The 26443-nt window shown below is 37.4% G+C and carries 20 protein-coding genes and 1 tRNA gene; 10 read left to right on the top strand and 11 right to left on the bottom strand.

Features of this window, described 5'->3' with window-relative positions; genetic code table 11:
- Nucleotides 1–33 precede the first annotated feature (33 nt).
- The 6 genes from nrfB (at nt 34) to P2E05_RS05830 (ending at nt 5887) form a co-directional block, all read left to right on the top strand.
- The gene (nrfB, locus tag P2E05_RS05855; RefSeq protein ID WP_154622026.1) at nt 34–600 is read left to right on the top strand and encodes a cytochrome c nitrite reductase pentaheme subunit; all 567 of its coding nucleotides are present in this window, start codon (nt 34–36) and stop codon (nt 598–600) included.
- The gene (nrfC, locus tag P2E05_RS05850) at nt 597–1268 is read left to right on the top strand and encodes a cytochrome c nitrite reductase Fe-S protein (protein WP_154622025.1); all 672 of its coding nucleotides are present in this window, start codon (nt 597–599) and stop codon (nt 1266–1268) included. The genes nrfB and nrfC overlap by 4 nt, the downstream gene beginning before the upstream one ends.
- Entirely contained in the window at nt 1265–2221 is a 957-nt protein-coding gene (gene nrfD, locus P2E05_RS05845) for a cytochrome c nitrite reductase subunit NrfD (protein ID WP_154622024.1), read from the top strand. Before nrfC ends, nrfD begins: the two co-directional genes overlap by 4 nt.
- Nucleotides 2222–2252: 31 nt before the next feature.
- Complete coding sequence (locus P2E05_RS05840; protein WP_276123049.1) at nt 2253–4130, top strand: heme lyase CcmF/NrfE family subunit; 1878 nt, start codon at nt 2253–2255, stop codon at nt 4128–4130.
- A complete protein-coding gene (nrfF, locus tag P2E05_RS21915; protein WP_163860856.1) occupies nt 4123–5220 on the top strand; it encodes a heme lyase NrfEFG subunit NrfF in 1098 nt (365 codons plus the stop codon). The genes P2E05_RS05840 and nrfF overlap by 8 nt, the downstream gene beginning before the upstream one ends.
- 238 nt (nt 5221–5458) lie before the next feature.
- The gene (locus P2E05_RS05830) at nt 5459–5887 is read left to right on the top strand and encodes a hypothetical protein (RefSeq protein WP_163860855.1); all 429 of its coding nucleotides are present in this window, start codon (nt 5459–5461) and stop codon (nt 5885–5887) included.
- A 691-nt stretch (nt 5888–6578) separates the two neighbouring features.
- On the opposite strand, the gene ascB is transcribed toward P2E05_RS05830, so the two are convergent.
- Together ascB and P2E05_RS05820 are read right to left on the bottom strand one after the other, a co-directional pair.
- Nucleotides 6579–8009, bottom strand: a complete 1431-nt coding sequence (gene ascB / locus P2E05_RS05825; RefSeq protein ID WP_251463798.1) for a 6-phospho-beta-glucosidase — start codon at nt 8007–8009, stop codon at nt 6579–6581.
- Nucleotides 8010–8501: 492 nt separating this feature from the next.
- A complete protein-coding gene (locus tag P2E05_RS05820) occupies nt 8502–8645 on the bottom strand; it encodes a hypothetical protein (protein ID WP_154635554.1) in 144 nt (47 codons plus the stop codon).
- 1710 nt (nt 8646–10355) lie between these two features.
- Between P2E05_RS05820 and uidA the strand changes: the two genes are divergently transcribed.
- Both uidA and uidB read left to right on the top strand, forming a co-directional pair.
- The gene (gene uidA / locus P2E05_RS05815; protein ID WP_272657932.1) at nt 10356–12167 is read left to right on the top strand and encodes a beta-glucuronidase; all 1812 of its coding nucleotides are present in this window, start codon (nt 10356–10358) and stop codon (nt 12165–12167) included.
- Nucleotides 12164–13564, top strand: coding sequence for a glucuronide transporter (gene uidB, locus P2E05_RS05810; RefSeq protein ID WP_154622916.1), 1401 nt, complete (start codon nt 12164–12166; stop codon nt 13562–13564). Before uidA ends, uidB begins: the two co-directional genes overlap by 4 nt.
- Before the next feature lie 196 nt (nt 13565–13760).
- Here the strand turns inward: uidB and P2E05_RS05805 are convergent, their stop codons facing one another.
- The 5 genes from P2E05_RS05805 to P2E05_RS05785 all read right to left on the bottom strand — a co-directional run bounded on the left by P2E05_RS05805 (nt 13761) and on the right by P2E05_RS05785 (nt 19574).
- Nucleotides 13761–15176, bottom strand: a complete 1416-nt coding sequence (locus P2E05_RS05805; RefSeq protein WP_276123048.1) for an NAD(P)/FAD-dependent oxidoreductase — start codon at nt 15174–15176, stop codon at nt 13761–13763.
- A 1124-nt stretch (nt 15177–16300) separates the two neighbouring features.
- On the bottom strand, nt 16301–16873 hold the full coding sequence (locus P2E05_RS05800; RefSeq protein WP_154622038.1) for a hypothetical protein: 573 nt from the start codon (nt 16871–16873) through the stop codon (nt 16301–16303).
- Nucleotides 16874–17606: 733 nt separating this feature from the next.
- A complete protein-coding gene (locus tag P2E05_RS05795; RefSeq protein WP_247047827.1) occupies nt 17607–17795 on the bottom strand; it encodes a hypothetical protein in 189 nt (62 codons plus the stop codon).
- Nucleotides 17796–18209: 414 nt separating this feature from the next.
- Nucleotides 18210–18965 carry a YnfC family lipoprotein gene (locus P2E05_RS05790; protein WP_154635574.1) on the bottom strand — a complete coding sequence of 252 codons (756 nt, stop codon included), beginning with the start codon at nt 18963–18965 and terminating at the stop codon, nt 18210–18212.
- A gap of 532 nt (nt 18966–19497) precedes the next feature.
- Nucleotides 19498–19574 (bottom strand) — tRNA-Arg (locus P2E05_RS05785).
- Nucleotides 19575–19761: 187 nt separating this feature from the next.
- On the opposite strand from P2E05_RS05785, the gene folD reads away from it, so the two are divergent.
- Together folD and ybcJ are read left to right on the top strand one after the other, a co-directional pair.
- Nucleotides 19762–20619 (top strand): bifunctional methylenetetrahydrofolate dehydrogenase/methenyltetrahydrofolate cyclohydrolase FolD, encoded by an 858-nt coding sequence (gene folD, locus P2E05_RS05780; RefSeq protein WP_154623451.1) that lies wholly within the window; start codon nt 19762–19764, stop codon nt 20617–20619.
- Between the two features lie 18 nt (nt 20620–20637).
- Nucleotides 20638–20850, top strand: a complete 213-nt coding sequence (gene ybcJ / locus P2E05_RS05775) for a ribosome-associated protein YbcJ (RefSeq protein ID WP_154623452.1) — start codon at nt 20638–20640, stop codon at nt 20848–20850.
- A gap of 263 nt (nt 20851–21113) precedes the next feature.
- Here the strand turns inward: ybcJ and P2E05_RS05770 are convergent, their stop codons facing one another.
- The 4 genes from P2E05_RS05770 to P2E05_RS05755 all read right to left on the bottom strand — a co-directional run bounded on the left by P2E05_RS05770 (nt 21114) and on the right by P2E05_RS05755 (nt 26443).
- Nucleotides 21114–22262 carry a hypothetical protein gene (locus tag P2E05_RS05770; protein WP_154623453.1) on the bottom strand — a complete coding sequence of 383 codons (1149 nt, stop codon included), beginning with the start codon at nt 22260–22262 and terminating at the stop codon, nt 21114–21116.
- 28 nt (nt 22263–22290) lie between these two features.
- The gene (locus P2E05_RS05765; RefSeq protein WP_167520912.1) at nt 22291–24888 is read right to left on the bottom strand and encodes a fimbria/pilus outer membrane usher protein; all 2598 of its coding nucleotides are present in this window, start codon (nt 24886–24888) and stop codon (nt 22291–22293) included.
- 74 nt (nt 24889–24962) lie between these two features.
- Entirely contained in the window at nt 24963–25715 is a 753-nt protein-coding gene (locus P2E05_RS05760) for a fimbrial biogenesis chaperone (protein ID WP_163860852.1), read from the bottom strand.
- Nucleotides 25715–26443 carry a fimbrial biogenesis chaperone gene (locus P2E05_RS05755; protein ID WP_154623456.1) on the bottom strand — a complete coding sequence of 243 codons (729 nt, stop codon included), beginning with the start codon at nt 26441–26443 and terminating at the stop codon, nt 25715–25717. The genes P2E05_RS05760 and P2E05_RS05755 overlap by 1 nt, the downstream gene beginning before the upstream one ends.

Below are 26443 nucleotides of genomic sequence, written 5' to 3'. Positions count from 1 at the left end.
TCTGCAAAGTGGCGGCATAACAATGGAGTCAATATGAGCGTACTACGTTCGTTATTAACTGCTGGGGTGCTGGCGTCAGGCTTGTTATGGAGCATTGCCGCATCCGCAGCGACACCATCCACACCAGAGAATGGTGAACGCTGGGTTGTCACTCAGCAACGTAATCCCGATGCTGCTTGTTTGGATTGCCATAAACCCGACAAAGAGGGTATGCATGGAACTCACGCATCCGTCATCAATCCTAACAATAACCTTCCAGTGACCTGTACTAACTGCCATGGCAATCCAGGTCCTCACCATCGTGAAGGGGCGAAAGATGTCATGCGTTTCAACCACCCTATGTATAGCGTGGAGCAACAAAATAGTGTTTGCCTATCATGTCATTTACCCGAACAGCTACAAAAAGCGTTCTGGCCACATGATGTGCATGTGACCAAAGTCGCCTGCGCAAGTTGCCATGATCTTCATCCAAAACAAGATACGATGAAGGTTCTCAATGACAAAGGACGCATAACAATTTGTGTTGATTGCCACTCAGAGCAACGCAACAACCCTGATTTCAATCCAGCGGCGGTAAAATTGCGTAAGGAGCAGCCATGAGTTGTTCGCGTCGTCAATTTATTATCTATGCAGGAGTGTTAGCTGCGTCTGGAGGGACGACGGTCCATACTCTAGCAAATACAATGAAAATTAATGGGCTACGCTATGGCATGATTCATGATGAAGCCTTATGTATTGGCTGTACAGCTTGTATGGACGCTTGCCGAGAAGTCAATCACGTGCCTGAAGGTGTTTCAAGATTAACGATTATCCGTAGTGAACCAATTGGCCACTTTCCTGATATCAAATATCGTTTCTTTAGGCATTCATGCCAACATTGTGAGCATGCCCCTTGCGTCGATGTCTGCCCGACAGGGGCCTCATTTATCGATAAGACAACCGGTATTGTCGATGTTAATCCAGACTTGTGTGTCGGTTGCCAATACTGCATTGCGGCATGCCCTTATCGAGTACGTTTTATTCATCCTGTTAATAAAACTGCCGATAAATGTGACTTTTGCCGTAAAACCAATTTGAAAAAAGGTCAACAACCGGCTTGTGTTGAAGCATGTCCAACAAAAGCGCTCATTTTTGGTAATTTGGATGACCCAAACAGTGATATTGCAATCATGCTCCGCCAAAAAACAACCTATCGCTATAAAATTGCACTTGGTACTCGACCCAAAGTCTATCGAGTTCCATTTAAGTATGGGGAGGTGAGCCAATGACAACCGCTTCTGCTTTCCATTTTGAATCGCTGGTCTGGGATTGGCCAATCGCTGTTTATCTCTTTTTAATTGGGATTTCAGCGGGGTTAGTGGTACTCGCCATTTTATTACGTCACTTTTACCCTTCCGAAGCGACGAGTAACAGCACGCTAATGCGAGCCACTTTATTACTTGCACCAACGACCATCATTCTTGGTTTACTGATTTTGATTTTCCACTTAACCCGACCTTGGACTTTCTGGAAATTGATGTTCCACTATAGCCCAACCTCTGTGATGTCGATGGGGGTTATGTTATTCCAAGTGTATATGGTTGTGCTCATCGTGTGGTTAGCCAACGTTTTTCAATCTGAGCTAGTTGAATTGCAACAAAAATGGCTACCCCGTTTGGGTTTTATCCAACGGCTATTCCCCCTATTTACACCCGCCATGCGCGTGATTGAAGTCACCATGCTCGTCTTAGCAGTATTGTTAGGAGCCTACACGGGATTCTTACTTTCAGCTTTAAAATCATACCCTTTCTTAAACAATCCTATTTTGCCTGCATTATTTCTCTTTTCAGGGATTTCATCCGGCATTGCTGTTGCACTGATAGCCTTAGCGTTACGCTACCGTAAAAATATCCACAACCAAGAAGCTCATTTTCTACATCGCGTTGAAAGCTTTGTCGTTTGGTTAGAAATCTTTTTGCTGGCAGCATTTTTTATCGGTTTAGCACTTGGGGATGATGGCAAAATGCGCGCCCTAATTGCCGCATTGGGTGGTGGTTTTTGGACATGGTGGTTTTGGATTGGTGTCGTAGGAATAGGTTTTATTATCCCTTTGAGTTTGAAAAAATGGGTGAATAAAAGCCAAACAGCATCTCGGGTTATTTTAATCAGCAGTGCTAGTCTCATTGGTGTCTTTTTACTGCGATTCTTCGTACTGTATGCAGGACAATTGACGGTCGCTTAATCACTACAATCAACATAAACAAGGTGCTTCATTGGAACTGATACTCCCTGAAATTGGCTTTATTAGCTTACTGCTAACACTGTGTATAGCCAGTTTCCATACCTTGTTTGGGTTGGTTGGTTACGATAAAAAGACGCCTAATTCCGTAAAATTAGGCGTCTTTTGGTCCACTTTACAATTTATTTTTTTAGCTATCGCCTTTCTTTGTCTTACCATCAGCTTTATTGAAAGCCATTTTTCTGTGGTCTATGTCGCTCAACATAGCCATCGTCTATCGCCAATGGCTATCAAAATAGCCGCGGTTTGGGGCGGACATGAGGGTTCATTGTTATTATGGGCGTTATTCTTATCTGCTTGGAACTTACTTGTTGCCTGGCGATATCGTAAACAAAAACATCCATTTTTTGCGCTAGCCTTAATATTCCTGTCAGCCATGACCGCGGCATTGCTGTGGTTTATCGTCTTTTACTCCGATCCTTTTGTGCGGATTTTTCCACCTGCGATTGAGGGGCGTGATCTCAACCCCATGTTGCAGCATTGGGGGCTGATCTTACATCCTCCTCTACTTTATCTTGGTTATAGTGGTCTCATGGTCGTTACCTCATTAGTCTTAGCGGCTCTTGTTGCGGGTAATTTTAGTCAAACCATTGCATGGCTTTGCTGGCGCTGGGCCGTACCAAGCTGGTGCATATTAACTTTAGGTATCACACTCGGTTCATGGTGGGCTTACAGTGAATTGGGATGGGGTGGCTGGTGGTTTTGGGATCCTGTCGAGAATGCCTCATTATTACCATGGCTAGCAGCAACCGCCCTACTACACAGCTTATCTGCATCACGAAAACAAGGAAATTTCCGCCACTGGTCAATGATGTTGGCAATTATGGCGTTTATTTTATCACTACTTGGTACACTGATCGTCCGTTCAGGCATACTCGTTTCAGTACATGCCTTTGCCCTTGATAATGTTCGTGCGTTACCGCTATTTTTGCTATTTATAATCATGAGTATGGTGGCCTTATTTATTTACAGTAGCAAAGCTCAAACCTTACCATCACGGGCCAAAACTACACTCACGACAAGAGAAATCTATTTACAATTATCTTTGATTTTATTTGTGGTGGTCTTATGTATCGTACTCCTTGGTACCCTATATCCAATGCTCTACAGCATGTTTGGCTGGGGGAAAATATCTGTTGGCTCACCTTACTTTAATCACGCTTTATTTCCTTTTGGGCTATTAATGCTCGCAGTTATTGGCGCTTGGGCGCTACATTACCCAAAAATATCTCCTCGATTTTTTTACTGGCGTTTATCTCTCCTTATTATCTGTACGATTGGCATTACGCTGTATTTTTGGCGTGAAGGAAAGCTGTTCTCCAGTATGATGGCTATCATGGCTGCATTACTGCTTCTTTTGTGGTTGCGACCATTTCGAGATATACAGCGCCAATTATCCTCCTTAATTTCACACTCAGGTGTCATTATCTTCGCTATAGGTATTGCTTTCTCAACAGTGAGTAAACAAGAAGTTAGTGCAAATATGACATTAGGGCACTCTATTTCACTATCAGGGTATCAGTTTACGTTTCAACAGCTACAACTTGAGGCGCAATCTCATTACACAACAGAAAAGGCCTTAATCACTGTTGTTCAAAAAGATAAATTAATCAGTACGCTTATGCCTGAACGTCGATTTTATACCGCCCGAAAACAACTCATGATTGAGCCAAGTATGCATTGGGGATGGATACGAAACTGGTATGCCGTTTTAGGCGAAAAAACAGGAAATAACCGTTATGCACTACGCTTTTATGTGCAAGATGGTGTTCAATGGATTTGGGGTGGCGCTTTGATCATGTGCATTGGACTTTTTTGGGGTTGGATAAAAGGAAGAGCTAAGCATGTTTAAATTACACTACACCCCTTTATTCATTCTACTGTTCATGGTCACCTATATTGCAAAAGCTGATATCGTAGATACTTGGCAATTTACTCACCAAGAGCAACAATCTGTTTCATTACAAATAGCGTCACAATTACGTTGCCCACAATGCCAAAACCAAAATCTGCTCGAATCCAATGCCCCTACCGCTGTTAGCATGCGCCATCAAGTTTACAAAATGGTTGCTGAAGGCAAAACAGAAGCAGAAATTCTCGCTTTTATGACTGAGCGCTACGGTGATTTCGTTCTCTACAATCCGCCCCTGCGCATAGGGACGCTAGTATTGTGGCTATCGCCATTTATCGCTTTTATATTGATAATAATCCTAATTTATTATCGATATAAAAGCAGCCTCCCTAAGATTAAAAGACATTATCAAGACGTCATTACTCAACCCGCCTCACCGCAATGTCAGTTATCAAAACAGCTGACATCTGAACTTCCATTCAAAGTATCGCAAAATAGCGGTTCATGGTTGTTATCGCCTATTTCGCTGAATTTCACCCTCTTATTACTCTTATTTTTCACCGTTTCGGGTTATTTTTTATTGCCGCGTTTTAGTGAAAATTATAAAGAATATCAACGCACTGCTGACCCATTGTATTTATTGACACCAATACAACAACAGCAAAGTGATCTTGCACGTCTACAAGATAATATCCGTAAGTCACCTAAAAATGGGGAGCTTTGGGCCATTCTCGGTGAATACTACCTCTATCAAAATAATTATGAAGATGCATTAATAGCCTATGGGCAAGCACTGAAATATACAGGAGAAAATGCACAACTTTATTCAGCTATTGCGACAGTCCTTTATTATCAATCAGGGCAACAAATGACGGAGATGACCGTAAAAATGATAGATAAGTCATTATCAATTGATAAAAATGAAGTTACCGCCTTAATGTTATTAGCTTCAGATGCATTTATGAATGCGAATTATGAAAAAGCAATTAGCTTATGGCAACAATTACTAGATAGTAATAATGATAGAGTTAATCGCTCACAATTAATAGAAGCTATTAATATGGCTAACACAATGAAAAACAATCGCTAATTTTCCTACTTTTAATTTATTATTCGCATTCCCATTAACTTTAAAATAAGAAACCAGTAAATAAAATTAATTATTTTAATTAAATTAACCATAACAATTTATTATAAATTGTAACTCTTTGTCTTTATTTGAGCATTGTTATTACATCTTCATATAAATACCCTTCTACTTATGCTATCTTAAAATAGCCTAATTCATAAGTAACTATTATTTATAATAATATAGAAAGAGTAACGCCATGAAAAAGAATATATTTTCATATTTAATTATTGCTCTTATTGCTGGAGGATCATTTGTTGGAGGTATGATGGCTAATTATACCCCAGATCTTGATATCGTTAAAAAATCGCAAAAGGCTGTAGAGGACTTCCTCCCTTTTCCAGAAACGGCTGAGTATAAAAATGTGAATTACTATGAAATTCGTGAAACTCTTGATCATGGTATCCTTGGGTATGTATGTGGTGAAGTTCTTATCTTTAAAAGTGAAAATTCTTTTAGTTATAAAAGGTTTCTTGTCAAAACGTATATGCATAAAGATGGAAGAAACGTCGTTTCTATCCCTTTAATTGATCGCTCAGATAAAATTTTTCCTAGTGAAAATTTCAATTTTATCTGGAATCAATTCTGTCACGAAAGACCTAATAAAGAAGGGAGCAATAACAGATAAAATTATTAACAATATTTAATTTTTTCTGTGTTTATACACCATTACCCTTATCTTCGAATTCTCTTGGTTATTGTTGATTTCTTTCAATTCATGTCGATTTATTACAGAGATAAAAAATCAACAAATTGAATTTAAAAGAAAATTTAGCATAAGTCAGTGTAAGTTAACTTAATAATATTAACACTTGAAATGTATTTTGATACATAGATCACATTTTTATCATCCAAATTATATTGTACATTAGTATCCAGATAAGGGATGAGTGATGACAGCTGATCATTCAATCACAGAAATATTATGATATTGATAACATGGCATGCTTATATCATAGCAGATAAAGATACAACCAATTTACAAACACGCTATGCAAAATAATGCCTAAGTAAAAAAATAGCGAAATTATTGCCAAACAATAATTCAATGAAGTTAATCACGAGCCTCTCACCAAGAAGCGTATATTAAAGAGTGAAAAAGATAACGCATGATAAATGAGCGCTCTAGACATCGAATTCACTCACTTGGCACTTTAAAGTTGCTACAAGTATAAGTAAATCTGACATCATGTATGATATAGTAGTGAAGAAAATAACCATAATACCGCTGTAAATTAAATCATGTAGTAGTGATTTCATTTAGTTAGAGTCCCTAAAGGGACTCTTTTTTTTATCTACAAAATATAAGAAAGTGTAATTTACTCTAACTCTCGACCATGCGTCTGTATTACTTTCTGGTACCACCAAAAGGATTTTTTACGTATTCGGGCTAATGAGCCATTTCCATGATCATCTTTATCAACATACACAAATCCATATCGTTTACTCATCTCCCCCGTAGAGGCAGAAACCAGATCAATACACCCCCATGAAATATAGCCCATAACCGGTATACCATCCGCAATCGCTTCCGCTAATGCTTGGATATGTGCTCGATGATAGTCAATTCGGTAGTCATCAATAATTTCACCGTTTTCATCAAGCTTATCGTAAGCCCCTAAACCATTTTCAACTAAAAACAACGGTTTTTGATAGCGATCGTAAAGCATATTCGCTGTTAGCCGTAATCCCAAAGGGTCTATCCCCCACCCCCAATCACTATGTTGAATATAGGGAGAGGTCAATGATTTTTCAGCGTTAACTGACTGATTTTCATCTCTTTCCATATCCGATGCAGCGCAACGAGAGGCATAATAGCTGAAAGACACAAAGTCCACTGTATTTTTAAGAAGCTGCTCATCTCCTTCCACTATTTCCAGCGAAACCCCCTTTTCACGAAAAATACGTTGGGCATAAGCAGGATAAATACCACGTACCTGTACATCAATAAAAAACAAGTTTTCACGATCCTTTTCCATTGCCGCCCACACATCAGCCGGTTTAGGAGACCAAGGATAATAACCTCCGCCCGCTAACATGCAGCCAACTTGATTTTTGGCGTTAACTTCATGAGCAATCTTAGTCGCTAATGCACTTGCAATTAATTGATGATGGGCAGCCTGATATTTCACTTGCTCAATATTTTCATCTGCTTCAAACCATAATCCAGAAGACGAAAAGGGGGTATGAAGTAATAAATTAATTTCATTAAAAGTGAGCCAATATTTAACTAAACCATCAAAAGCTTCAAAGCAGGCCTTGGCATAAGTTGTGAAAAAATCAATCATCTTACGTTCACGCCATGAGCCATATTCAATCACCAAGTGCATCGGCACATCAAAATGACACAGGGTAACCAGTGGCTCGATATGATATTTTTTGCATTCATTAAATACGGCTTGATAATAAGCAATACCTTCTGGGTTTGGCGTAGTTTCATCACCTCGTGGAAATAACCGACTCCATGCAATTGAAGTTCTAAAAACCGAGAACCCCATTTCTGCCATTAAAGCAATATCACTTTTATATTGATGATAAAAATCAATGGCATCATGACTAGGATAATATTCATCTCTTTGTAACTGAAACCGTTTTTCTCTACCGATTTTTATGGGATACCTTTTTTCTCCATAAGGAATAACATCTGCGGTACTTAAGCCTTTCCCTCCTTCACTATAAGCACCTTCAGCTTGATTCGCTGCCATTGCTCCTCCCCACAAAAAACCTTGAGGAAATATCGTTTCAGACATGGTTACCCTCATATTTAAATAAGTTAACTATCTTTTTCAAAAATAGCAGATTCTATTTATTCCATCTAATTGTGGAATAATGATTTTAATAGGAGCACAAAAGTAAATTATTATCAAAATATAAACCAAGATAATATAATTAATATTTTATATTAATATATTTATAAGCCCACAATCACTTACAAGAAAACTAACAATATATCGTCATTGAAAACAACTCAACAATGAGAAATAATTATTTTTTGTGATTTTCCACACAAAAATAATCTATATCAAAATGCTTTATTTAATAAGATAGCCAAGAGATCAATTTATATTAAAAATAAATGACAGTCTTACAACGCTGACAAGGCGGAGAAAAGAGGAAAGAAAAAACACAAACAATTGATTTTATTAGAAACAAACCACAAAAAACCATAATATAGTCATTGATTGGGTAAAATTTATAAATAAATTTCACCATCAATGATAATACTTAAGCTAACATCAAAATTAATAGACGAAGAATAGTGTTAACAACGCACTGACATCACCAATAATATTGGTTTGATAAAAGAACTCAAATGGCGTACAAACCATTTTTATGCTAGAAGCAATGGAGTAGCCTAATAGTTCTGTCATATCAATAGATGGCATAATCTGTTCCTTGTTATCGAAAACATTACAATAATAACATTGATTGTAATAATCAATCAGAATAGTGTTAAAATGCCGTGCTGTACTTTTAAAACCACATAAAAATCACTCGCTATAACGAAGTGAATACCCTTTTCGTTTACGCTTACTTTTAGCTATTATCTTTTCTTTTCAATGTGGACTCACCAATAACCGCATAAAATTATAACTTATCTTAAATAAAGCAGCTATGTATTAACGATGCTGTTTTAAAATCCCCTCTCTAAACAGTCATTAATAGAATACTTATATTAAATAGACAAAGTATTTAAACATAATAAAATAATTGTGATATTAATCACTTTCTAAATAGTTAAAACACACTAGGTAGTAACACTTAATTGTTTGATTTGTATTTTTTCATGAAAATAGGCCACAGCAACACACTAAAAAATTACATCAAATAACAATTTCTTTTCAAATCAATCGATTAAAATAAATTATGCATCAGGTAATAAAACAGAATGTGTAATTAAAGTTCCATACCTTAATGTAATTATCAATATTATAAATCATTTTACCCATCATTTGAGTTAAATGTGCTAAAAAACAACAATTCTGATAAGTGATTTTAATATTAAATAGCACGAATAGCTAATAAAAGCTTCAATATTTTATTTAAATCATATACACTCATCGCGGAACTATAAAAAGGAATTGTTATGTTTAAAGTTATTGAATCATTTTTTAGTGAATTGTCTAATGCAATGACGGCAAATAGCCGGCGTATTATTGTCACCATTCTCGCGGTTGCAACACTCTTTACTACAGTTACAGTGGAGGCCATTAATATCTATTTTATTGCTGCATTCTTATTCATTAGCTTTTCCTTATATCTACCTGAAATATATAAGTTTATAATGAACAAGATAAACTAAAGATTAGCCAGATAACACACATGCACTTATTTTTTGTTATTAGTTAGCAACTTATTACGTATTAACACCTAATTCACTTTATCCTAATACAAAATACAATACGTAATCAGTAAAAACAGCCAATATAAGCCGTCACTAATAGCACTAACAGGAATAAGAAGGATAGATGTTCACTCTAGTCTCGGTGACAGACTAAAACCACGCCTACTTTAAGTTTCCTTAAAAAATTGACATGGGCGCACTGTCCCACTCAACGAATCATGCCTGACCTAGTCCCTGAATATAATTGGTTAACCAATTATACATTAAACACTTAGCGATAAACCCTATCAGAATAGCAGCCTATTTAAATTTAATCATAGCTATTTAGTCATATTTTATAAGTGAACACTCAAATAAACCATAATACTAAAAAAGAACTCATAACATCATACTCTTATGATCTTCCGCTTCAAAAACAAAAAAATAATACATTTAAATATCAAATGGATACAGACAAAAACCTCTTTAATGAATTCAATCAAATTTATTAAAATCACGATAATTTATAGAGAAATTAAATAATAAAACCACTTATTAATAAACTTCATCTTTAAATAAAAGTTTAATTATTTGTGATTTATTCCACATAATATTAATGATTTTTTTTTAATACATGATCCACTCATCAAATTTTACCTCTTTTCATTTTTCATAGTTGTATTCCTCATAGCGCACACCTAAAAATTGGTAAACCAAATAACAAAATTGATAAACCAAATTTATTCCATCCTATTCGAAAGGAAATAATAAAATGCTACGCCCTATTGAAACATCAACCCGAGAGATCAAAAAACTGGATGGCCTTTGGTCATTTTGTTTAGATACAGCAGATCTCGGTATTACCGCACAGTGGTGGAAATTTCCTCTGCCTGACCACCGAACCATTGCCGTACCGGGGAGTTTTAACGACCAATTTGCGGATAACACTATTCGTAATTATGTCGGAAATGTTTGGTATCAGCGCGAAGTCTACATTCCAAAAGGTTGGGAACATCAAAGAATCATCTTACGATTTGATGCCGTAACACATAATGCCATGGTATGGCTAAATGACCATTTCCTAATCCAACATCAAGGAGGTTATACCCCCTTTGAAACTGATATTAGCCACTTAGTTTCAACAAATGAAAAAGTACGAATTACCGTTTGTGTCAGTAATGAACTTACATGGCAAACCATTCCTCCTGGCATAGTGACTCGTGACGAAAATGGCAAAAAAACACAAGTTTATTTCCATGATTTTTTTAACTATGCCGGAATCCATCGTAGCGTCATGCTCTATAGCACGCCAAGAGTATTTGTCGACGATGCCATTATCGTCACTGAGCTATCCGATGATAAAAGCCAAGCCTCAATTCATTGGGAAATCATCGCTAATGGTGAAGTCGCCATTGAGTTATACGATCAAGATAAAAAATGCGTTGCTTTTGGGAATGGCAAACACGGTGTATTGCAACTCAGCTCACCTCATCTGTGGCAGCCGGGTTATGGCTACCTCTATACCTTGAAAATATTCGTTAATGATGCAAATCACTATGATGAATACCCTCTAAAAATCGGTATTCGCTCATTAAACATAAAAGATGAGCAGTTTTTAATTAATCATCAACCTTTTTATTTTACTGGGTTTGGGCGACATGAAGATGCGGATATTCGCGGAAAAGGCTTTGATTATACGTTTATGGTACATGACCATGCATTGATGAATTGGATTGGCGCCAATTCTTATCGTACCTCCCACTACCCCTATGCCGAAGAAATGCTTGATTGGGCAGATGAACACGGCATTATCATCATCAATGAAGTGGCAGCAGTCGGACTTAATTTAACTCTTGGTGTTAGCTCCGATGTTTGTCAGAAACCCCCCGTATTATTCAGTGATGAAACCGTCAATAGCGAAACCCAGCAAGCCCATTTACAAGCGATACAAGAGCTCATCAACCGCGATAAAAACCATCCTAGCGTCGTCATGTGGAGTATAGCAAACGAACCAGACTGCCAAGCCAAAGGCGCTAGAGCATACTTTGAACCATTAGTGCAAGCCACACGCAAACTTGATCCCACTAGACCCATTACTTATGTCAATGCCATGTCTGGAGACATTGAAAACGACATGATTATGGATCTTTTTGATGTTATTTGCCTAAACCGTTACTACGGGTGGTACCTAAAAAGTGGCGATTTAGAACGCGCCGAAAAAGCACTAGAAACTGAATTATTACAATGGCAAGAGAAGTTTCATCGCCCCATCATTATCACGGAGTATGGGGTCGATACCCTGCCCGGACTGCATTCCATGTATACCGATATGTGGAGCGAAGAGTTCCAATCTGCTTGGTTGGCAATGTACCACCGCGTTTTTGATCGCGTTAAAGCGGTTACTGGCGAACAGGTATGGAACTTTGCTGACTTTCATACCGCACAAGGTGTTTGGCGTGCCGGAGGTAATCGAAAAGGGATTTTTACTCGAGACAGAAAACCTAAAGGCGCAGCTTATTTATTAAAAAAACGGTGGAGTGAAATGAATTATGGGCAAAAACCTTTTCAAGGAGAAAAACAATGAATCAACAACTCTCTTGGCGTTCAATTATTGGTTATGGCCTAGGAGATGTTGCCAATAACTTTGCCTTTGCTATGGGGGCAATGTTTTTACTCAGTTATTATACCGATGTCGCCGGTATTGGTGCCGCAACAGCAGGTACCATGTTACTGGTTGTTCGAGTTTTTGATGCTTTTGCTGACGTTGCCGCTGGCCGTATTATTGATAAAACGCATACACGATGGGGGAAATTTAGGCCTTTCATCTTATTTGGTTCTGCCCCATTAATGTTCTTCAGCGTGCTGGTTTTTAGTGTTCCAACCGAATGGGCTCATAGCGATAAGGTCATTTATGCCTATGTCACTTATATGGCCTTAGGTGTTTGCTATAGTCTAATCAATATTCCCTATGGTTCCCTTGCTACGGCGATGACACTACAACCATTATCCCGTGCCAGATTAGGTGCAGCCCGAAGTATTGGGGGAGCCGTTACGGGTATCTTCCTGACACTTTTAATTACTCCTTTTGTATCAAGTGCTGGCGCTAATATAGCGTCAATTGAGATGGAAAAGGTCTATTTTTACGTGACATTAGGCTTAGCTTTCTTTGGTGTAGGGCTCTATTTTGTCTGTTTTAAATCTACCAAAGAAATTATTGTTAGAACTGACGTTCAACCATCACTAAAAAATAGCTTAAATACGATAAAACAAAATAAAGCATTAATGATCTTATGTTCAGCCACAATATGTGTGCTCATTTCAGGTTTTACCGTCAGTGCTTCATCTCTATTCTATGTTCGATATGTCCTCAATGACGTAACCTTATTCCCTATTATTTCATTAGTTCAAGGGATATTTGGTGCAATCACTTCAGCCTTAATCATGCCTATACTCGTTGCTCGTTTTGGCAAAAAAAATACATTTCTAATCGGTGGGATGATAGCCATCCTCGGTTATTTGACCTTCTATTATCTCTCGATATATCCACCAATGATTGCCCTTACCTCATATACAATAGCATCCATTGGGATGGGGATCGTCGTTACCGTATTATGGGCAATAGAGGCTGATACTGTCGAATACGGAGAATATAAAACAGGTATTCGCATTGAGGGCCTAACATATTCTTTATTCTCTTTCACTCGCAAATGTGGCCAAGCCATTGGAGGGTCAATTCCTGCCTTTATTCTCGAATACAGCGGTTATATTGCCAATCAAATACAAACACCAGATGTTATTTTTGGCATACGTATGTCAATTGCACTTGTACCATGTATTTTCATGTTACTCGCATTTGTGATCATCTGCTTTTATCCGCTGACGGATAAAAAGCATGCAGAAATTGTTGCCAAAATTGAATTGCGAAAAAAAGAAAAACTTGAGCAGGTCGAGACGGTAAAAAGCGAGTCATTAACGACATAGTCACTATTATATTTCACGGATCGGTTGAAATATCGCCCGATTTAACTGATCCGATTCTTAAAATAGCAAATCCATCTTGTCACAATCAAACATCAATAAACGCATTGGTGCCCAAAGTAACATCTAGAGATAAAATTATCATTGAGTATGAGTAGAAAAGCCCTCATAAAGAGGGCCATCATCAAATAAGTTTTATCTAAAATCGATAAAGACTGAATGGTTTCACATCTAATGCAGGTTCTTTACCAAGCAGAAGATCTGCGGTAATTTCTGAAGAGACTGGACTTTCTGTCATTCCCCAACCTGTCGCCGTATTGATAACGAGGCCTGGATACTCATTAACTTGTGAAATGATTGGGTTTTCATCCGGCGCTATCGCCATAGCACCACTCCACTGATCAATAAGCTTAGAATCTTTAAATGCAGGGAATTCAGTTTTCAGCTTCTCGAGTGAAGCATTTAGCTCAGGGATATCTGGCAGTGCAGTCATATTTCGATACTGTTCGAACGGCGAAACCTCGTCTAAATTCCAATGTGTTGACTGCATAAACGAGTTAATTAACTGTTCGTTTAGTGAAATATGCACAGGGAAGTCAGGCATTGACAGTAATGGCAAATATTTATATCCATAAATAAAGGATTCTTTGACAACCGGAGCCACAATAACACGCGGAGAAGTGGCATAAGTGCCATCTGCTTGCTCGCGGAAGAAAATATTGCCCGGTAAAGCGACATTTCCACCTGGCGCAGTAGGTGAACCACTGATTAATTGTTGAGACTGGTAAGCAGGTAATGTTGGAACATCAACATTAAGATTTTGCATAAAGAGTCTAGACCATACCCCCCCTGCTACAACGACTCGTGAGGTTTTTATTGCCCCTTTCTCTGTCACAACATCAGAGATAACGCCTGCTTGGGTCTCTAAACCTCTCGCCGCACAATTTGTGTAGATTTTAACGCCTATCTTTTTAGCGTAATCAGCCATCACAAAGGTTGCAATTTCAGCGTCTAAACTACCGGAATCCTCTTCAAAACCAGCAATAGTCCAATTCGATGTAGCTCCGCGAAGACGTTGATTTAGTTCAGCACCTTCAATCATTCTGGTTTTAAAAGGAATATCGGAACCAACATTTTTGCTTCTTGCATCAATCCATTTTTTAACATTTTCTAAATCCTCTTCATCAAGAGGTACTTCCACTCTTCCTTGTCTACGATAACTGGTATCAACGCCGACTTTTGCATTCATTTCTCTCCAGCGCTGTTTACCAATATGGTGAAGGAGGAATGTTTCGTCAGGCATTTTATAAGTGATAACTTGGCCATAGAACCTAGAAGATTGTTCTCCCGCGATATTTCCTTTTTCTACAATCACAACAGACAATCCCCTTTCAACAAGGTTAATTGCCGTCATAATGCCTAAAATACCGGCACCAATAACGACAACATCTGCCTGCTTAGGTAGTGCTCCGGGAGTTCCTTCAACAAAACCATGTCTCGGTGTACCTGGAACAAATCGACCTTCACGCGTTAACATTGGCGTTAAAATTCCTGCACCGCCAGCTACAGCGACAACAGCCCCGCCGATAAGAAACTTTCTTCTCGTTATTGCCATTTAAATATCCTTTCCACAGACAAACTATATATCGAAATATAGTCATCACTTAATAATATTTGTAATGCAATTGTATTCCAAATTTAAATAAAATTAAATTTATTTGTTAAAAAATATTTTATTGAATGTTTATTCAAATAATGAAATTGATATAACGACAGGATATTTCCGAATAAAATCCGAGCAATTATCCAAACTAAAGCCTGATAAATTAGGCATTAAGAGTTTATGAGGAATATAACCTTAACGAGATACAACAAATAAATTATAAATCACTATGATTAAATATTTATTCACATAAACATGTAAAAATAAGCAAACAAAATAAACCTTAAAAATAACATAGGTATTATTTTTAATAGCATAATGTTTATAAAACGATCACTGCTATGTAGATTTGAAATAAGCGTTCACTCATTCTTGCTGATTAAATTGACGATATCTATCACTGAACACATAAATACAATCCGCCTCCCTTCTATAGGGGTAAATACTTAAATCCTTTATTGGGACGCTTTAATTTTATGCTGATTGTTTAATGAATAACCATGGATATTCTCATGAAATTGTTCATGAGGAAGTTGAATAAGAGTCATCATTAAGTAAATACACGAATAAACGGTAGCAATTCTCTTTTTGCCTACCGTTTATTTATTGAGCTTTTTGCGTTTTTTTGAGGCATTGTTTTAAGGTATTGTTTGAAACAGAGAGGGAATATCAATCTTTAGATAAAGGCAGGCCATCATCAACTATTTGCTTATTTAAAATAAATCCTTTGTACCATGCCTTATGTTAAGAATAATATTGATACTAAAATAACCGTAATTATTAAAGGGATATTACTCGATTTCCAGCACAAGTGGCGTATATCAATAGTAATTTCAATACCGATATTGTTTCACTATAACATTCCTGTCAGAACGCCCACCGGACTATTCTCGACAAGCCGCTTATTACTCCTACGTTGATTGTTCTCTACATCAAAAAAACCATATACTGAATATGGTTTTTATCACTTAAAACGATTTCTATGAGTTAGGGGAAATTTTTCCGCCTAACGCATTTTAGATACGAACAAGGATATTTAGATTATTTTTCTAAATACCCTTAACCTGTCAGCAAAATTATGACTGGTATTTTTTATAAAAATTTTCACCGCACATGACTTTAATAAAGTCACCACTCACTGTCGTGACAGATAGAGGCTTATCTTTAGCAACATAGATAAATTGCTTTCTGATCTTATCTTCTTCTTTGACCGCTTTTACTTGGCCATTCTCCATACGATCAGAATCATAATTCACACAATAACCAAGTGTGTTTGATGATTTCTTATCCTTAACCACCATGATTTCATTATATTTAAAACGATAGCCTTGGTTTTCTTTAGCCAATTTATCTTTGGCTTTATCACTTCTGGCAAAAGGCGAAGATAAACGATTCACCGCATCCGCATATTCAGCATCCATTTTATGACTGACAAATTGCTGATCCGCTGAATTCGCCTTACTGTAAACAACACCTTGCTGGGTTGTTTTTATGCTATACGCTTCCCAGTCTTCTGATTCTTTAACAATAGAGCTAGAATCAGTCAAGATATTGGCGAATTCGCCCCACATATCTTTATTTGAACTACAGCCTGTAACTAGCAGTGTAGCAGCGCTAAGTAGAGTAATTGGTAGAATATGTTTTTTCATTTTGATCCTAAAAGTTATAATTAATACTGCACAAATAAATTGTACTTAATGATATCTTTAAAGATTTTTTATTGTATATAGTAAATATATAATCTGCAAACATACTGATTATCATTGTCCAAGATTAAACTAAAACAAAGCGCTATATAACGAAATAAATTTAGAATAAAAACCAATAATTCCAATTTAATTCGCAGTATAAAAAAAACGAGTGTCATCAATTTTAATTTAGATATTGATTCTCACAGAAAGCTAGCATTATAGTGACTTAGCTCTTATTTCACAGATTAAACCCAGACAAAAATTTGATAAAAATTTGACATAGGAGCAAGATGAATAAAACATATAATGATGGCTTTATTTATATCTATTAATTACCATAGGAAAACAAATTTATCGGATATATCTTAATTAACTTAGATTTAATCTAACCGTCACTATCTATCATTTTTAACATAGCGTACTACTTCAATAATTCTTGTCATCGATCTTAATCATCATTTTGTTTTATTTGCTAAGAGAGAGAAAGATGTCTAAAAGGTAAATAACTTTATCTTTTTTGGGTAAACCATTGATAATCAGGAAGTATATCTTATTTTTACAGCAAATAGTAATAGCCCTCAAACTGAATTTGAGTTAACACTATTATTGATAAAATTGATTCGAGCAATCGGCTCATAAACAGCTATTCCATTGCTGTATATTCTCTTATTGCTTATTCCAAGTGATGACATCAAGTATTAGATTCATTATCGCATAGTGCCAATTGAGTTGTTATCCACTGGAAAAATACTTTTGTTAGGAGATGATTTTCACTTTCTTGATGAATTAACCATGCCCAGTTAGCTCCCATAATACGCTGTTCAGTTAAAGGGAATAACGGTCCTATTGCACATGCCTTGTAGGCGGGTAATTGACTCATAAGGCCCACACCAAGCCACTGAATAACAGCATCGAATAACAAACTGGGATCTGAAAAATTTAAACTACCAGTGTTTGTCCTACATTTTCGCCACCACGCATACTTCCATTACGCCAATTCATCGAATTAATTTGATTTTTGGTATTGATCTAAGCGGGGAATGCCAATAGCTAATTGCAGCAACATACTGTGCGTACCGATATGAAAATCTAGCCCTATCTCCGAGAGTACTAGACTACGTCTTTGACGAAAAATAGCGATTATTCAAGAAAGCGGCCTAAACGAGCTGTGAACTTCAAACACGCATCACGCATTTAAAGGCGGTTAATATTTTAACATCGCTGACAAGCCTATCTAATCAACACTCCGCTAATTATATCGCCAGATTTTATAGGCTTTGTCATCACCCGCAGCTCAATAGAACGTCACCTTTGTGGTACTGTTTTTTTTCAGATGGATCTTCTTACCATTCGAGTCGAGCGTTAGAACAAAATTACATTGAGATGGAATATTTTGATGATCATAATGACACTTAGAATCGACTTGCAATATAGTCTGACCTAAAGCCCGGATTTCCATTAAATGGTCAAAAGCTTTGCTCATATCTTTACCATAGGTGATTCTAGTTTCAGAAATGACATCATCACCTTTGTAATATTTTATTGCGATAGGTAATTTAAACTCATTGTAAATATTTTCACCAAATTTTTCTTTGGTGTCAGCCAGTATTGAACCGGTAATAAAACCATCTTTATTGTATTGATATATCAATTCACCATTAGTGTCCTTCCTTGATATTATCTCACAGTTATTACCTATGGTCATTTCTACTGGCCCATTAGCATCCATACCTATTAACTTATTTTTTACTCTTTCTACAAAAAGGTAATTATGAAGACCACTCAGGTACTCATCTTTTTTCTGATTTAAGCTAAAACTCTCTACACAACCATCACGGCCAATTTTTAATTTTGATTCATAGTTGATAGTCTTATCTTCATTATAAACCGTTGATTTTATTTCTTTAACATTACCTTTGACTGGATTGAAGTCATATAACTCTGCCATGTTGAACACAACAGGATTGTACTCTTGTTTGTCAAATGCTGAGGATTCAAAAGATATAAAAAAAGTTAACGGTACAACTAACGCTATATATTTATTATTCATTTAATTTTACACCTTTAATCTACTAATATGCTGTGAGTCATTCTTAATTATAATCATGTTGATTTATTGTTAATATTGTCGATTTTTATAGGCTGAAAATAACATAGGTAAATTTACTTAGAGCAAAAGATTTCAATGTATATATTTAAAAGTACGTATTTTTATTACGCTATTATACTCATAAATTTAACAAATTATTGTAAAAAGATCATTAACGATAAGAGCTTTGAAGGTTATTCTTGCGGTATATAAAAAGCTTAGAATTCAATAGAAAAGCAGTTATTTATTGGTAAAATTCCCCTTGTGAAGGAAAAGATTGCCAGCTGCCCTTTAATTTGAACACTTTATCTGTCTTAGCGATTAGACTCTTTTGAGCAAAAACCGCAGTGGCTAATCAATCATTCTTTCTAATTATGCCCACACATACGTAGATTTCAATAGGCTAAGTCACCCTAAATATAGGGTAATAAAACTAATTCATTGATTTATTTTAAGTTTTTAAGGGAGTTAGTAAAATCGGGGAACATCGAAATGGTACGCCCTACAGGGTTCGAACCTGTGACCTACGGCTTAGAAGGCCGTTGCTCTATCCAGCTGAGCTAAGGGCGCATCGAAAAATGCTTCAACCTATCTGGCTGATAGCGTGGGATTATACGGTTGCTACGCGCTGAGTCAATGAGTTTTCTCTACTAAAATAACTATCTGCTCATTTTATGTTACAGATAGAACTGACATTAACGCGAACTTCTGACAAAATAGAGGTATCCCCAAGTCTCATTTATGGATTAAGTCACAGATGTTAGCAAAAATTATTGATGGGAAAACGATTGCGCAGACAATTCGGCAGGAAGTTGCCCAAAAAGTACAACAACGCATAGAACAAGGAAAACGCGCCCCTGGTCTTGCAGTTATCTTAGTCGGTGCAAACCCTGCTTCACAAATTTATGTTGGTAGCAAACGTCGCGCTTGTGAAGAAGTTGGTTTCCTATCTCGTTCTTATGATTTACCAGATACAACCACAGAAGCAGAACTCCTGAAACTGATAGATGATTTAAACCAAGACCCTGAAATTGATGGTATTTTAGTTCAATTACCGCTTCCAGCAGGTATTGATAACGTAAAAGTCATTGAGCGCATTCATCCAGATAAAGATGTTGATGGGTTCCATCCGTATAATGTTGGTCGTCTATGCCAGCGCGCACCTCGTCTGCGTCCTTGCACACCAAGGGGGATTGTTACCCTATTAGATCGTTGTGGTATTAATACCTATGGTCTAAATGCCGTTATTATTGGTGCTTCAAATATTGTTGGTCGCCCAATGAGCTTAGAACTTCTGCTTGCTGGCTGTACAACCACAGTAACCCATCGTTTTACGAAAGATCTCGAACAACACGTCCGCAATGCGGATTTATTAGTTGTTGCTGTCGGTAAACCTAACTTTATTCCCGGTGAATGGGTCAAACCTGGCGCCATCGTGATTGATGTCGGTATTAACCGCCTTGAAAGCGGTAAAGTGACAGGAGATGTTGACTTTGATGAAGCTTCAAAACATGCATCTTGGATCACCCCCGTTCCTGGCGGCGTAGGGCCGATGACAGTCGCAACATTAATCCAAAATACGTTACAAGCGTGCGAAGAGTATCACGATATTTAATTTAATCAGGGAGCTGTCATGGATATTTTTAAACTTGAAGGTCACCCACACATTGAATTGTGTGATTTGCTGAAAATAGAAGGCTGGGCGGAAAGTGGCGCAATGGCTAAAGCGATGATCGCTGAAGGTTTAGTTCAAGTTGATGGCGTGGTAGAAACGCGTAAACGTTGCAAAATCACCGCTGGGAAAATCGTCTCTATGGACGATCAAAAAATCAAAATTCAAGACTAGTTAAAAAATAATAAAGTAAGCTGATCTTCCATTTCGGCTTACTTTTATATTTCACGTGCTATTTTTAAGCACGATCATACATAATGATACAACCAAGTAATACAATTATAAAAATAGCGATTTATCATATAATGAATCAAATCACTGAAGAACCAACCCCTACATAAAATGAGTATGTTTCGATCACCCCTTCCCTTTACTTAAATCATATTTGTAAAAATAGTTTTATGCACTTCTCTGATTATCGTATTGCTTTAAAACACTTATTTATAGACAACATCAAGCTCCGCGGTTCCCGTTGCTTTACCTGGTTTTTCAGTGCCATTAGGGCATAACGACCAAACGAGAGGTTGCGTCTGTGAAGCTCCGGACGTATTCGCCCCCAATAGCATAAAATTTAAACCTTGGTTCTTTTCTGAAAAAGGAATGCTTGACGCTCTATCCAAACAACCAACAGCGTCAGTTGCTGCATTACTACCTATATAACCGCGGACTAATCCTCCTATTGTGCCATCACCATAATGCAAACTAATTGCATGAGTTCCCACTAACATTGATGGCGCGACAGGTGTTCCAGAAATACCAATTTGAAAAGCTCGGCCATTATTAATGCCACAGTTAACCGTGATTGAAGATGTCGGATTAATAACAGGCAGCCCTTTTGTCGTATCGAATGTCACTTCTGTCGGCGTAGATATAGAGCAAGGGGGATAACTAACGGTTAGTGTTCCACCTTCAAAAATTTGTTGGTTGACTAAATCACCGTTACTTGTAGCCGCTTTTATGAGATAAAGATTCGGTAATGTATAAGACCCAGGCTTTGCATTAGGCCCTACATATAAAAAGAGTTTACCTTGTATTGAAGCCTTATTATTTTTTTTCTGTGGATTCCATACGTGATCCGTTGGCTCTGGCCAAGCAGAGCCACACCACATTGCAGATGGCACTTGTGTTGGAGTGACAGTATAACTACCGTTACTACTCCATGTGCCTTTTACAGTAATATCTTTATAATTTGCAGATGCGGGTTGCGCTCCAGCGCCAACTGACGCTACCCCTGTTGCATTGGTACTTTGGAGACCAATAATGATATCTTCCGCGACTTTATAACCTTTCATATTACCGACAACAGCTTCATTCGAATTTGATAAACAGTTGTATGCTGTTGAGGATGTATGCACCGCAAAACCATCGGCCCTATTTGCCGCAGCTGAGAATGCACTACTAATTGATGTTAATGTAACTTCTGCATTTACATTACCAAGCGATATAACACTTTCACCCGGTGTCGCGTTAATATTGACTGCCAATGCAGAAGAAGGCATAAAACTAAATGCTATCACTGCGCTAGTAACATATTTATGAAGTACTAAGCTCATAACGGCTTTATATTTTAAATAATGATATTTCATAATCAGTCAAATACCTTAATGCGTTTTGTTATTTTACCGGAGCACATGTGTAAGTTACTTGGCGTATTGGTTGATCGACGTCTAACGTCACATTCGTTAAATCAAAGCTAACCGTGCATTGTTTTTCTGCGGATTCCCCCCATTTAACGAGAAGTTTCCCTTTTTCCGGTAATCCAGTTAAATAAACTAATCCTGCATCACCCACAATGCTGCTGTAGTTATCCGTTGTATGTTGGAGACTGGCTATGGCACCAAACGGAACTGGACTATTATTTTTAATAATCGTCATTAATACTTGGTAGCCTTTTTTGGTCGTGAAATTAACGGGGACAACAGCCCCTTTACTTGGATAGATATTGATATTCGTTTGCGCCACATCGACATCATCAGGCAATGTCGTTGGATCGATACTAATGCTATTTCTTCTATAATCGGAAAGGTAAGGCGCTATACCATAACCTCTCCAGTCAGAACGAGCAGACCCATTATTAATGCTGACATCCGGTGCATCAGGTAAGTAAACCAGAGCTACCGATTCCCCCATATTTTTTGCTAATGTCAGCCCACCAGAATGGAGTAATAAGCCGCCATTTGCGTTCATATTAAATGTTTGAGTCTCACTGCTATGACTATAGCCAGCAGTAACGCTGCCCTTACTTCCTTGGTAACCAACGTTAATATTGCTGTTATTAACACCGTCTTTGTTTTCCCAACTTTGGGAAGCGCTATAGGTTAAATCACCACTCATTAAACTGCCATTAATCCCTGTTTGGATTTGCGATCGTCCATTATTATCGCGAGTATAGTAGCTAGTTGAATAAATAGACTGTAAAGACTCCGAGTGGCCAAATATGCTAAATGGGATACTTATATTAAAGGAAATTTGCCTGTTTTCAGGCCAACTGCCATTATCATCTTTAATTCTATCGATACTATAGTTAGCACCGTAACTTATCCCCTTATAATTATTACTGTAGCCAATCGAGCCACCCGTTTGCGTTCTAGAACTCCCCCAATAATCATCGCGAGTTGCTCGCACATAAAGGGTTCCCCAATCTCCCATGCGTTGACTGACTTGAGTTTGAAAACTACTACGCCGTCTTTGCATTGCCCATGGGTAAACGCCCTCTTCAAGCTGATAGCCTTCAGAGTTAAATTCACTGAAATTATAATAATTGCGTGTTGAATAACGTAGTGCAGTAAGGTCAATGGAAGTCCCAGTGCTCATCATACTTTTCGAGTAACGAAGACGATAAGATTGCCCCGTTTTTCGTGAATCACCGTTTAGTTTTGCAATAGATGATGTAACATCAAGTGAAACAGCACCTATACTGCCTAATGAAATTCCCGCCCCTATGTTGGCCGCTTGATAGTCTTCAGCCGCTAATACACCACCATAAACCGTTGTATCATTCGGTAATCCGTAAACCGCCGTGCCTAATAAAAACTCTGCCTCACGAGAACTATTAGTCACATTTCCATCGTAGCGGCCAGCAGTAATTTCATATTTCCAACCACCAGGCCTTAACATCACTGGTAATGATGAATAAGGCACAATAAATTTTCTCTCTGTGCCATTCGCTTCAGTGATGGTGACATCATAGTCCCCTGAAAGCCCAGCTTCTTGAATATCATTAATATAAAAGGCGCCAGGCGCGACATAGGTTTCATAAATAACATTACCATTTTGACGTACAGTAACCCTTGCATTACTGTTCGCAACACCTTCAATAGGAGGTGCATAGCCACGTAATTGACTGGGTAGCATCTCTTCACTGGAGCTTAATTTTAAACCGCGAAAAGGAACGCTATCAAAAACATCCCCCCCAGTGTTATTTTCACCCACTAATAAAACTGAACGTAATGCAAATAATTCACGATACAGATAAGTATTGGTAAAACGCGTATAACGTTGATGTTCCTTCTTTTGCGCTTGACCATCCGTATTCTGTTGGCTATGAGTAATGGTGCTACGTAAACGCCATGCCCCGGCATTAAGACCGGCTCTCACCGTTGCAAAAAAATTATCGCTTTTTCTATTTGAACTCAGTTTTGATTTATTTTCAGTATGTCCATAGCTGAAACTATAATTAGCCATCAGTGCAGGTACGCCATAATCCAGCAAATCAGGATCTAATGATTCGTTATGACTTGCTTTCATGGCGACTTGAGGGATGCTAATTTCTAATTCCAAAATAGCGATATTAAAATGCGTCGATGCATCTGGAATTAATGCCGATAAGTTATCAATAGAATAATTTTCTGGTAAGTCTTTTGTTTTTGGTAATTGTTTAATGTTCACCCCATATTTCTCTAAAAATGCGGGGGTTAATACAGGTGATACAACTCCCTGATTATTTTCCTTGAATGTAACGGGCAGTTGCCCAATCCCAACTTGGTTTATATAAACAGAAACGAGATATTCACCCGGTGCAATACTGCCTTTTTTAGCATAGGCAGATAAGTCAACTTGATCCGTTTCGCCCATCGCTTGTAAAAATGCCGGATCAAAATAATCCTCTGCTACCGCAGAGTGAATGCTTAACATCAAGCACAACGCAATAGGATGCCATACAAATTTAGTAGGACTTACGCAAACAGGTGATATGTGCTTATTTCTATTCATATTTATATCCATTGACTTATCAATAGCAAAATGAGGCCTAAAGCAGTAAGTGCTCTTTTTTACTTGTTTTCATTTCAATAAAGAGAACTGAATAATGACAATTCGCTCGTATATTGCTGTGTTACCCCACCGTCCCGATCAATTAACGTCCATATCAGTTCACCTGTAGTATTTTCAGGTAATGGATATTGTTGTTGCCCCATTGGTGGAACCATTTCAAATAAAGATGAGGGGTCTATAATGTTATTTCCCACCTTAATTGAATCGAAAGTCACATAATAAGGTGTTGGGTTTTTTACGACTAAACGACCTTTATCTCGATAAAAAACGAGTTTCTTTGATATTTCATCATCACTATATTTTGGTAATCCATCTGGTCGATAAAACAGTTTTAGATGGTTTTGCGTTGCAATAATAATTTGCGATCTTGCTGCATTACCCTCTTCTTTTTTCTGATTCGGTATTGCTCTTATATTAAGAGTAAATAATGACTCACGATCTTTGGGCATTTTATGGTTAATCGCTTTAATCATTAAGACTACTGAGTCTTTTTCATTAACTTTTTCTAATGGTGGCAGTACAATAAAATCAGGTTTCTTTTGCCCGCTGGCATTTGGTTCTGTTACCTGAGACTGCAATAAATAAGCCATATTGCTGTAATTAGTCACTTTAAACGCGACGCCCTTTTGAGCAGACTCAGGATAAATGACTCTCGTGGATTGCATTGCAATTCCATCATATTTAAGCGCGTTTTGGCTGTTTGATGTGATAGGCAATAGCCATATAAAATGAAAAAATAACAAAGCACGCCATGATGAAAATTTCATTATTTTTTCTCTCCACCTTTCAAGGCTTGATGGTATTCTCGACTTTCTCCACCAAAATCATTCATCACTCTCCAAGTTATATCTTTAGCCTCTTGGTTAATTTGGTATTTTATGTCTGAAAAAGGAGCAACCATCATTCCTGCACTTTGATTATCTATTTGCTTTCCATTTACCTTTAGTGAAGAGAATGTCTGAAAATAAGCCGTTGGATTATTCACAATCAAGACATTTCCTTTTTGCTGATAAGTCAGCTGTGATGGTGCCTGATTTACGCCACTAATAATATTTTCGGGTCGGTAAAATAATTTAATAACCATTTGTAAGCCAAAAGAGACTTGCGAATAACTTTCGCTACTTTCTGTTAATTCATTCTTTGGTACGCTTGGTATCGCTAAAAAACTTAAATAAAAAACAGATTCTCTATCAGTAGGTAGATGCTTTATTTGATTAGGCATAATCACTACTGTATTTTGGCTTTGTGATTCCATTCTAAATAAAGGTGGATTCACTAAAAAAGGTGCTTTTTCTTGACTGTCAGGTGAAATCAATGCATTAACCTTAACTAAATAGGTATTATTGCTACGATTTTCTATTGTTGCCTTTGTGCTCTTCGCCGTCCCTAAAAAAATAACACGTGTTTGGTTCAGCAATACGCCGCCATCCGCAATAGCGATATTAAATATGCAACTAAATAATAAAGTTAATAACACTAAAAAAAGTTTCATCAT

It is taken from the genome of Providencia stuartii, assembly GCF_029277985.1.
Lineage (GTDB): Bacteria > Pseudomonadota > Gammaproteobacteria > Enterobacterales > Enterobacteriaceae > Providencia > Providencia zhejiangensis.
The sequence above is the reverse complement of the archived record's forward strand: the minus strand, read 5'-3'. Positions and strand labels throughout refer to the sequence as shown.

Coding starts and splice junctions, on each gene's coding strand:
- nrfB (WP_154622026.1), top strand. CDS start 34: ATGAGCGTACTACGTTCGTTATTAACTGCTGGGGTGCTGGCGTCAGGC.
- nrfC (WP_154622025.1), top strand. CDS start 597: ATGAGTTGTTCGCGTCGTCAATTTATTATCTATGCAGGAGTGTTAGCT.
- nrfD (WP_154622024.1), top strand. CDS start 1,265: ATGACAACCGCTTCTGCTTTCCATTTTGAATCGCTGGTCTGGGATTGG.
- nrfF (WP_163860856.1), top strand. CDS start 4,123: ATGTTTAAATTACACTACACCCCTTTATTCATTCTACTGTTCATGGTC.
- P2E05_RS05830 (WP_163860855.1), top strand. CDS start 5,459: ATGAAAAAGAATATATTTTCATATTTAATTATTGCTCTTATTGCTGGA.
- ascB (WP_251463798.1), bottom strand. CDS start 8,009: ATGTCTGAAACGATATTTCCTCAAGGTTTTTTGTGGGGAGGAGCAATG.
- P2E05_RS05820 (WP_154635554.1), bottom strand. CDS start 8,645: ATGCCATCTATTGATATGACAGAACTATTAGGCTACTCCATTGCTTCT.
- uidA (WP_272657932.1), top strand. CDS start 10,356: ATGCTACGCCCTATTGAAACATCAACCCGAGAGATCAAAAAACTGGAT.
- uidB (WP_154622916.1), top strand. CDS start 12,164: ATGAATCAACAACTCTCTTGGCGTTCAATTATTGGTTATGGCCTAGGA.
- P2E05_RS05805 (WP_276123048.1), bottom strand. CDS start 15,176: ATGGCAATAACGAGAAGAAAGTTTCTTATCGGCGGGGCTGTTGTCGCT.
- P2E05_RS05800 (WP_154622038.1), bottom strand. CDS start 16,873: ATGAAAAAACATATTCTACCAATTACTCTACTTAGCGCTGCTACACTG.
- P2E05_RS05795 (WP_247047827.1), bottom strand. CDS start 17,795: ATGAGTCAATTACCCGCCTACAAGGCATGTGCAATAGGACCGTTATTC.
- P2E05_RS05790 (WP_154635574.1), bottom strand. CDS start 18,965: ATGAATAATAAATATATAGCGTTAGTTGTACCGTTAACTTTTTTTATA.
- folD (WP_154623451.1), top strand. CDS start 19,762: ATGTTAGCAAAAATTATTGATGGGAAAACGATTGCGCAGACAATTCGG.
- ybcJ (WP_154623452.1), top strand. CDS start 20,638: ATGGATATTTTTAAACTTGAAGGTCACCCACACATTGAATTGTGTGAT.
- P2E05_RS05770 (WP_154623453.1), bottom strand. CDS start 22,262: ATGAAATATCATTATTTAAAATATAAAGCCGTTATGAGCTTAGTACTT.
- P2E05_RS05765 (WP_167520912.1), bottom strand. CDS start 24,888: ATGAATAGAAATAAGCACATATCACCTGTTTGCGTAAGTCCTACTAAA.
- P2E05_RS05760 (WP_163860852.1), bottom strand. CDS start 25,715: ATGAAATTTTCATCATGGCGTGCTTTGTTATTTTTTCATTTTATATGG.
- P2E05_RS05755 (WP_154623456.1), bottom strand. CDS start 26,443: ATGATGAAACTTTTTTTAGTGTTATTAACTTTATTATTTAGTTGCATA.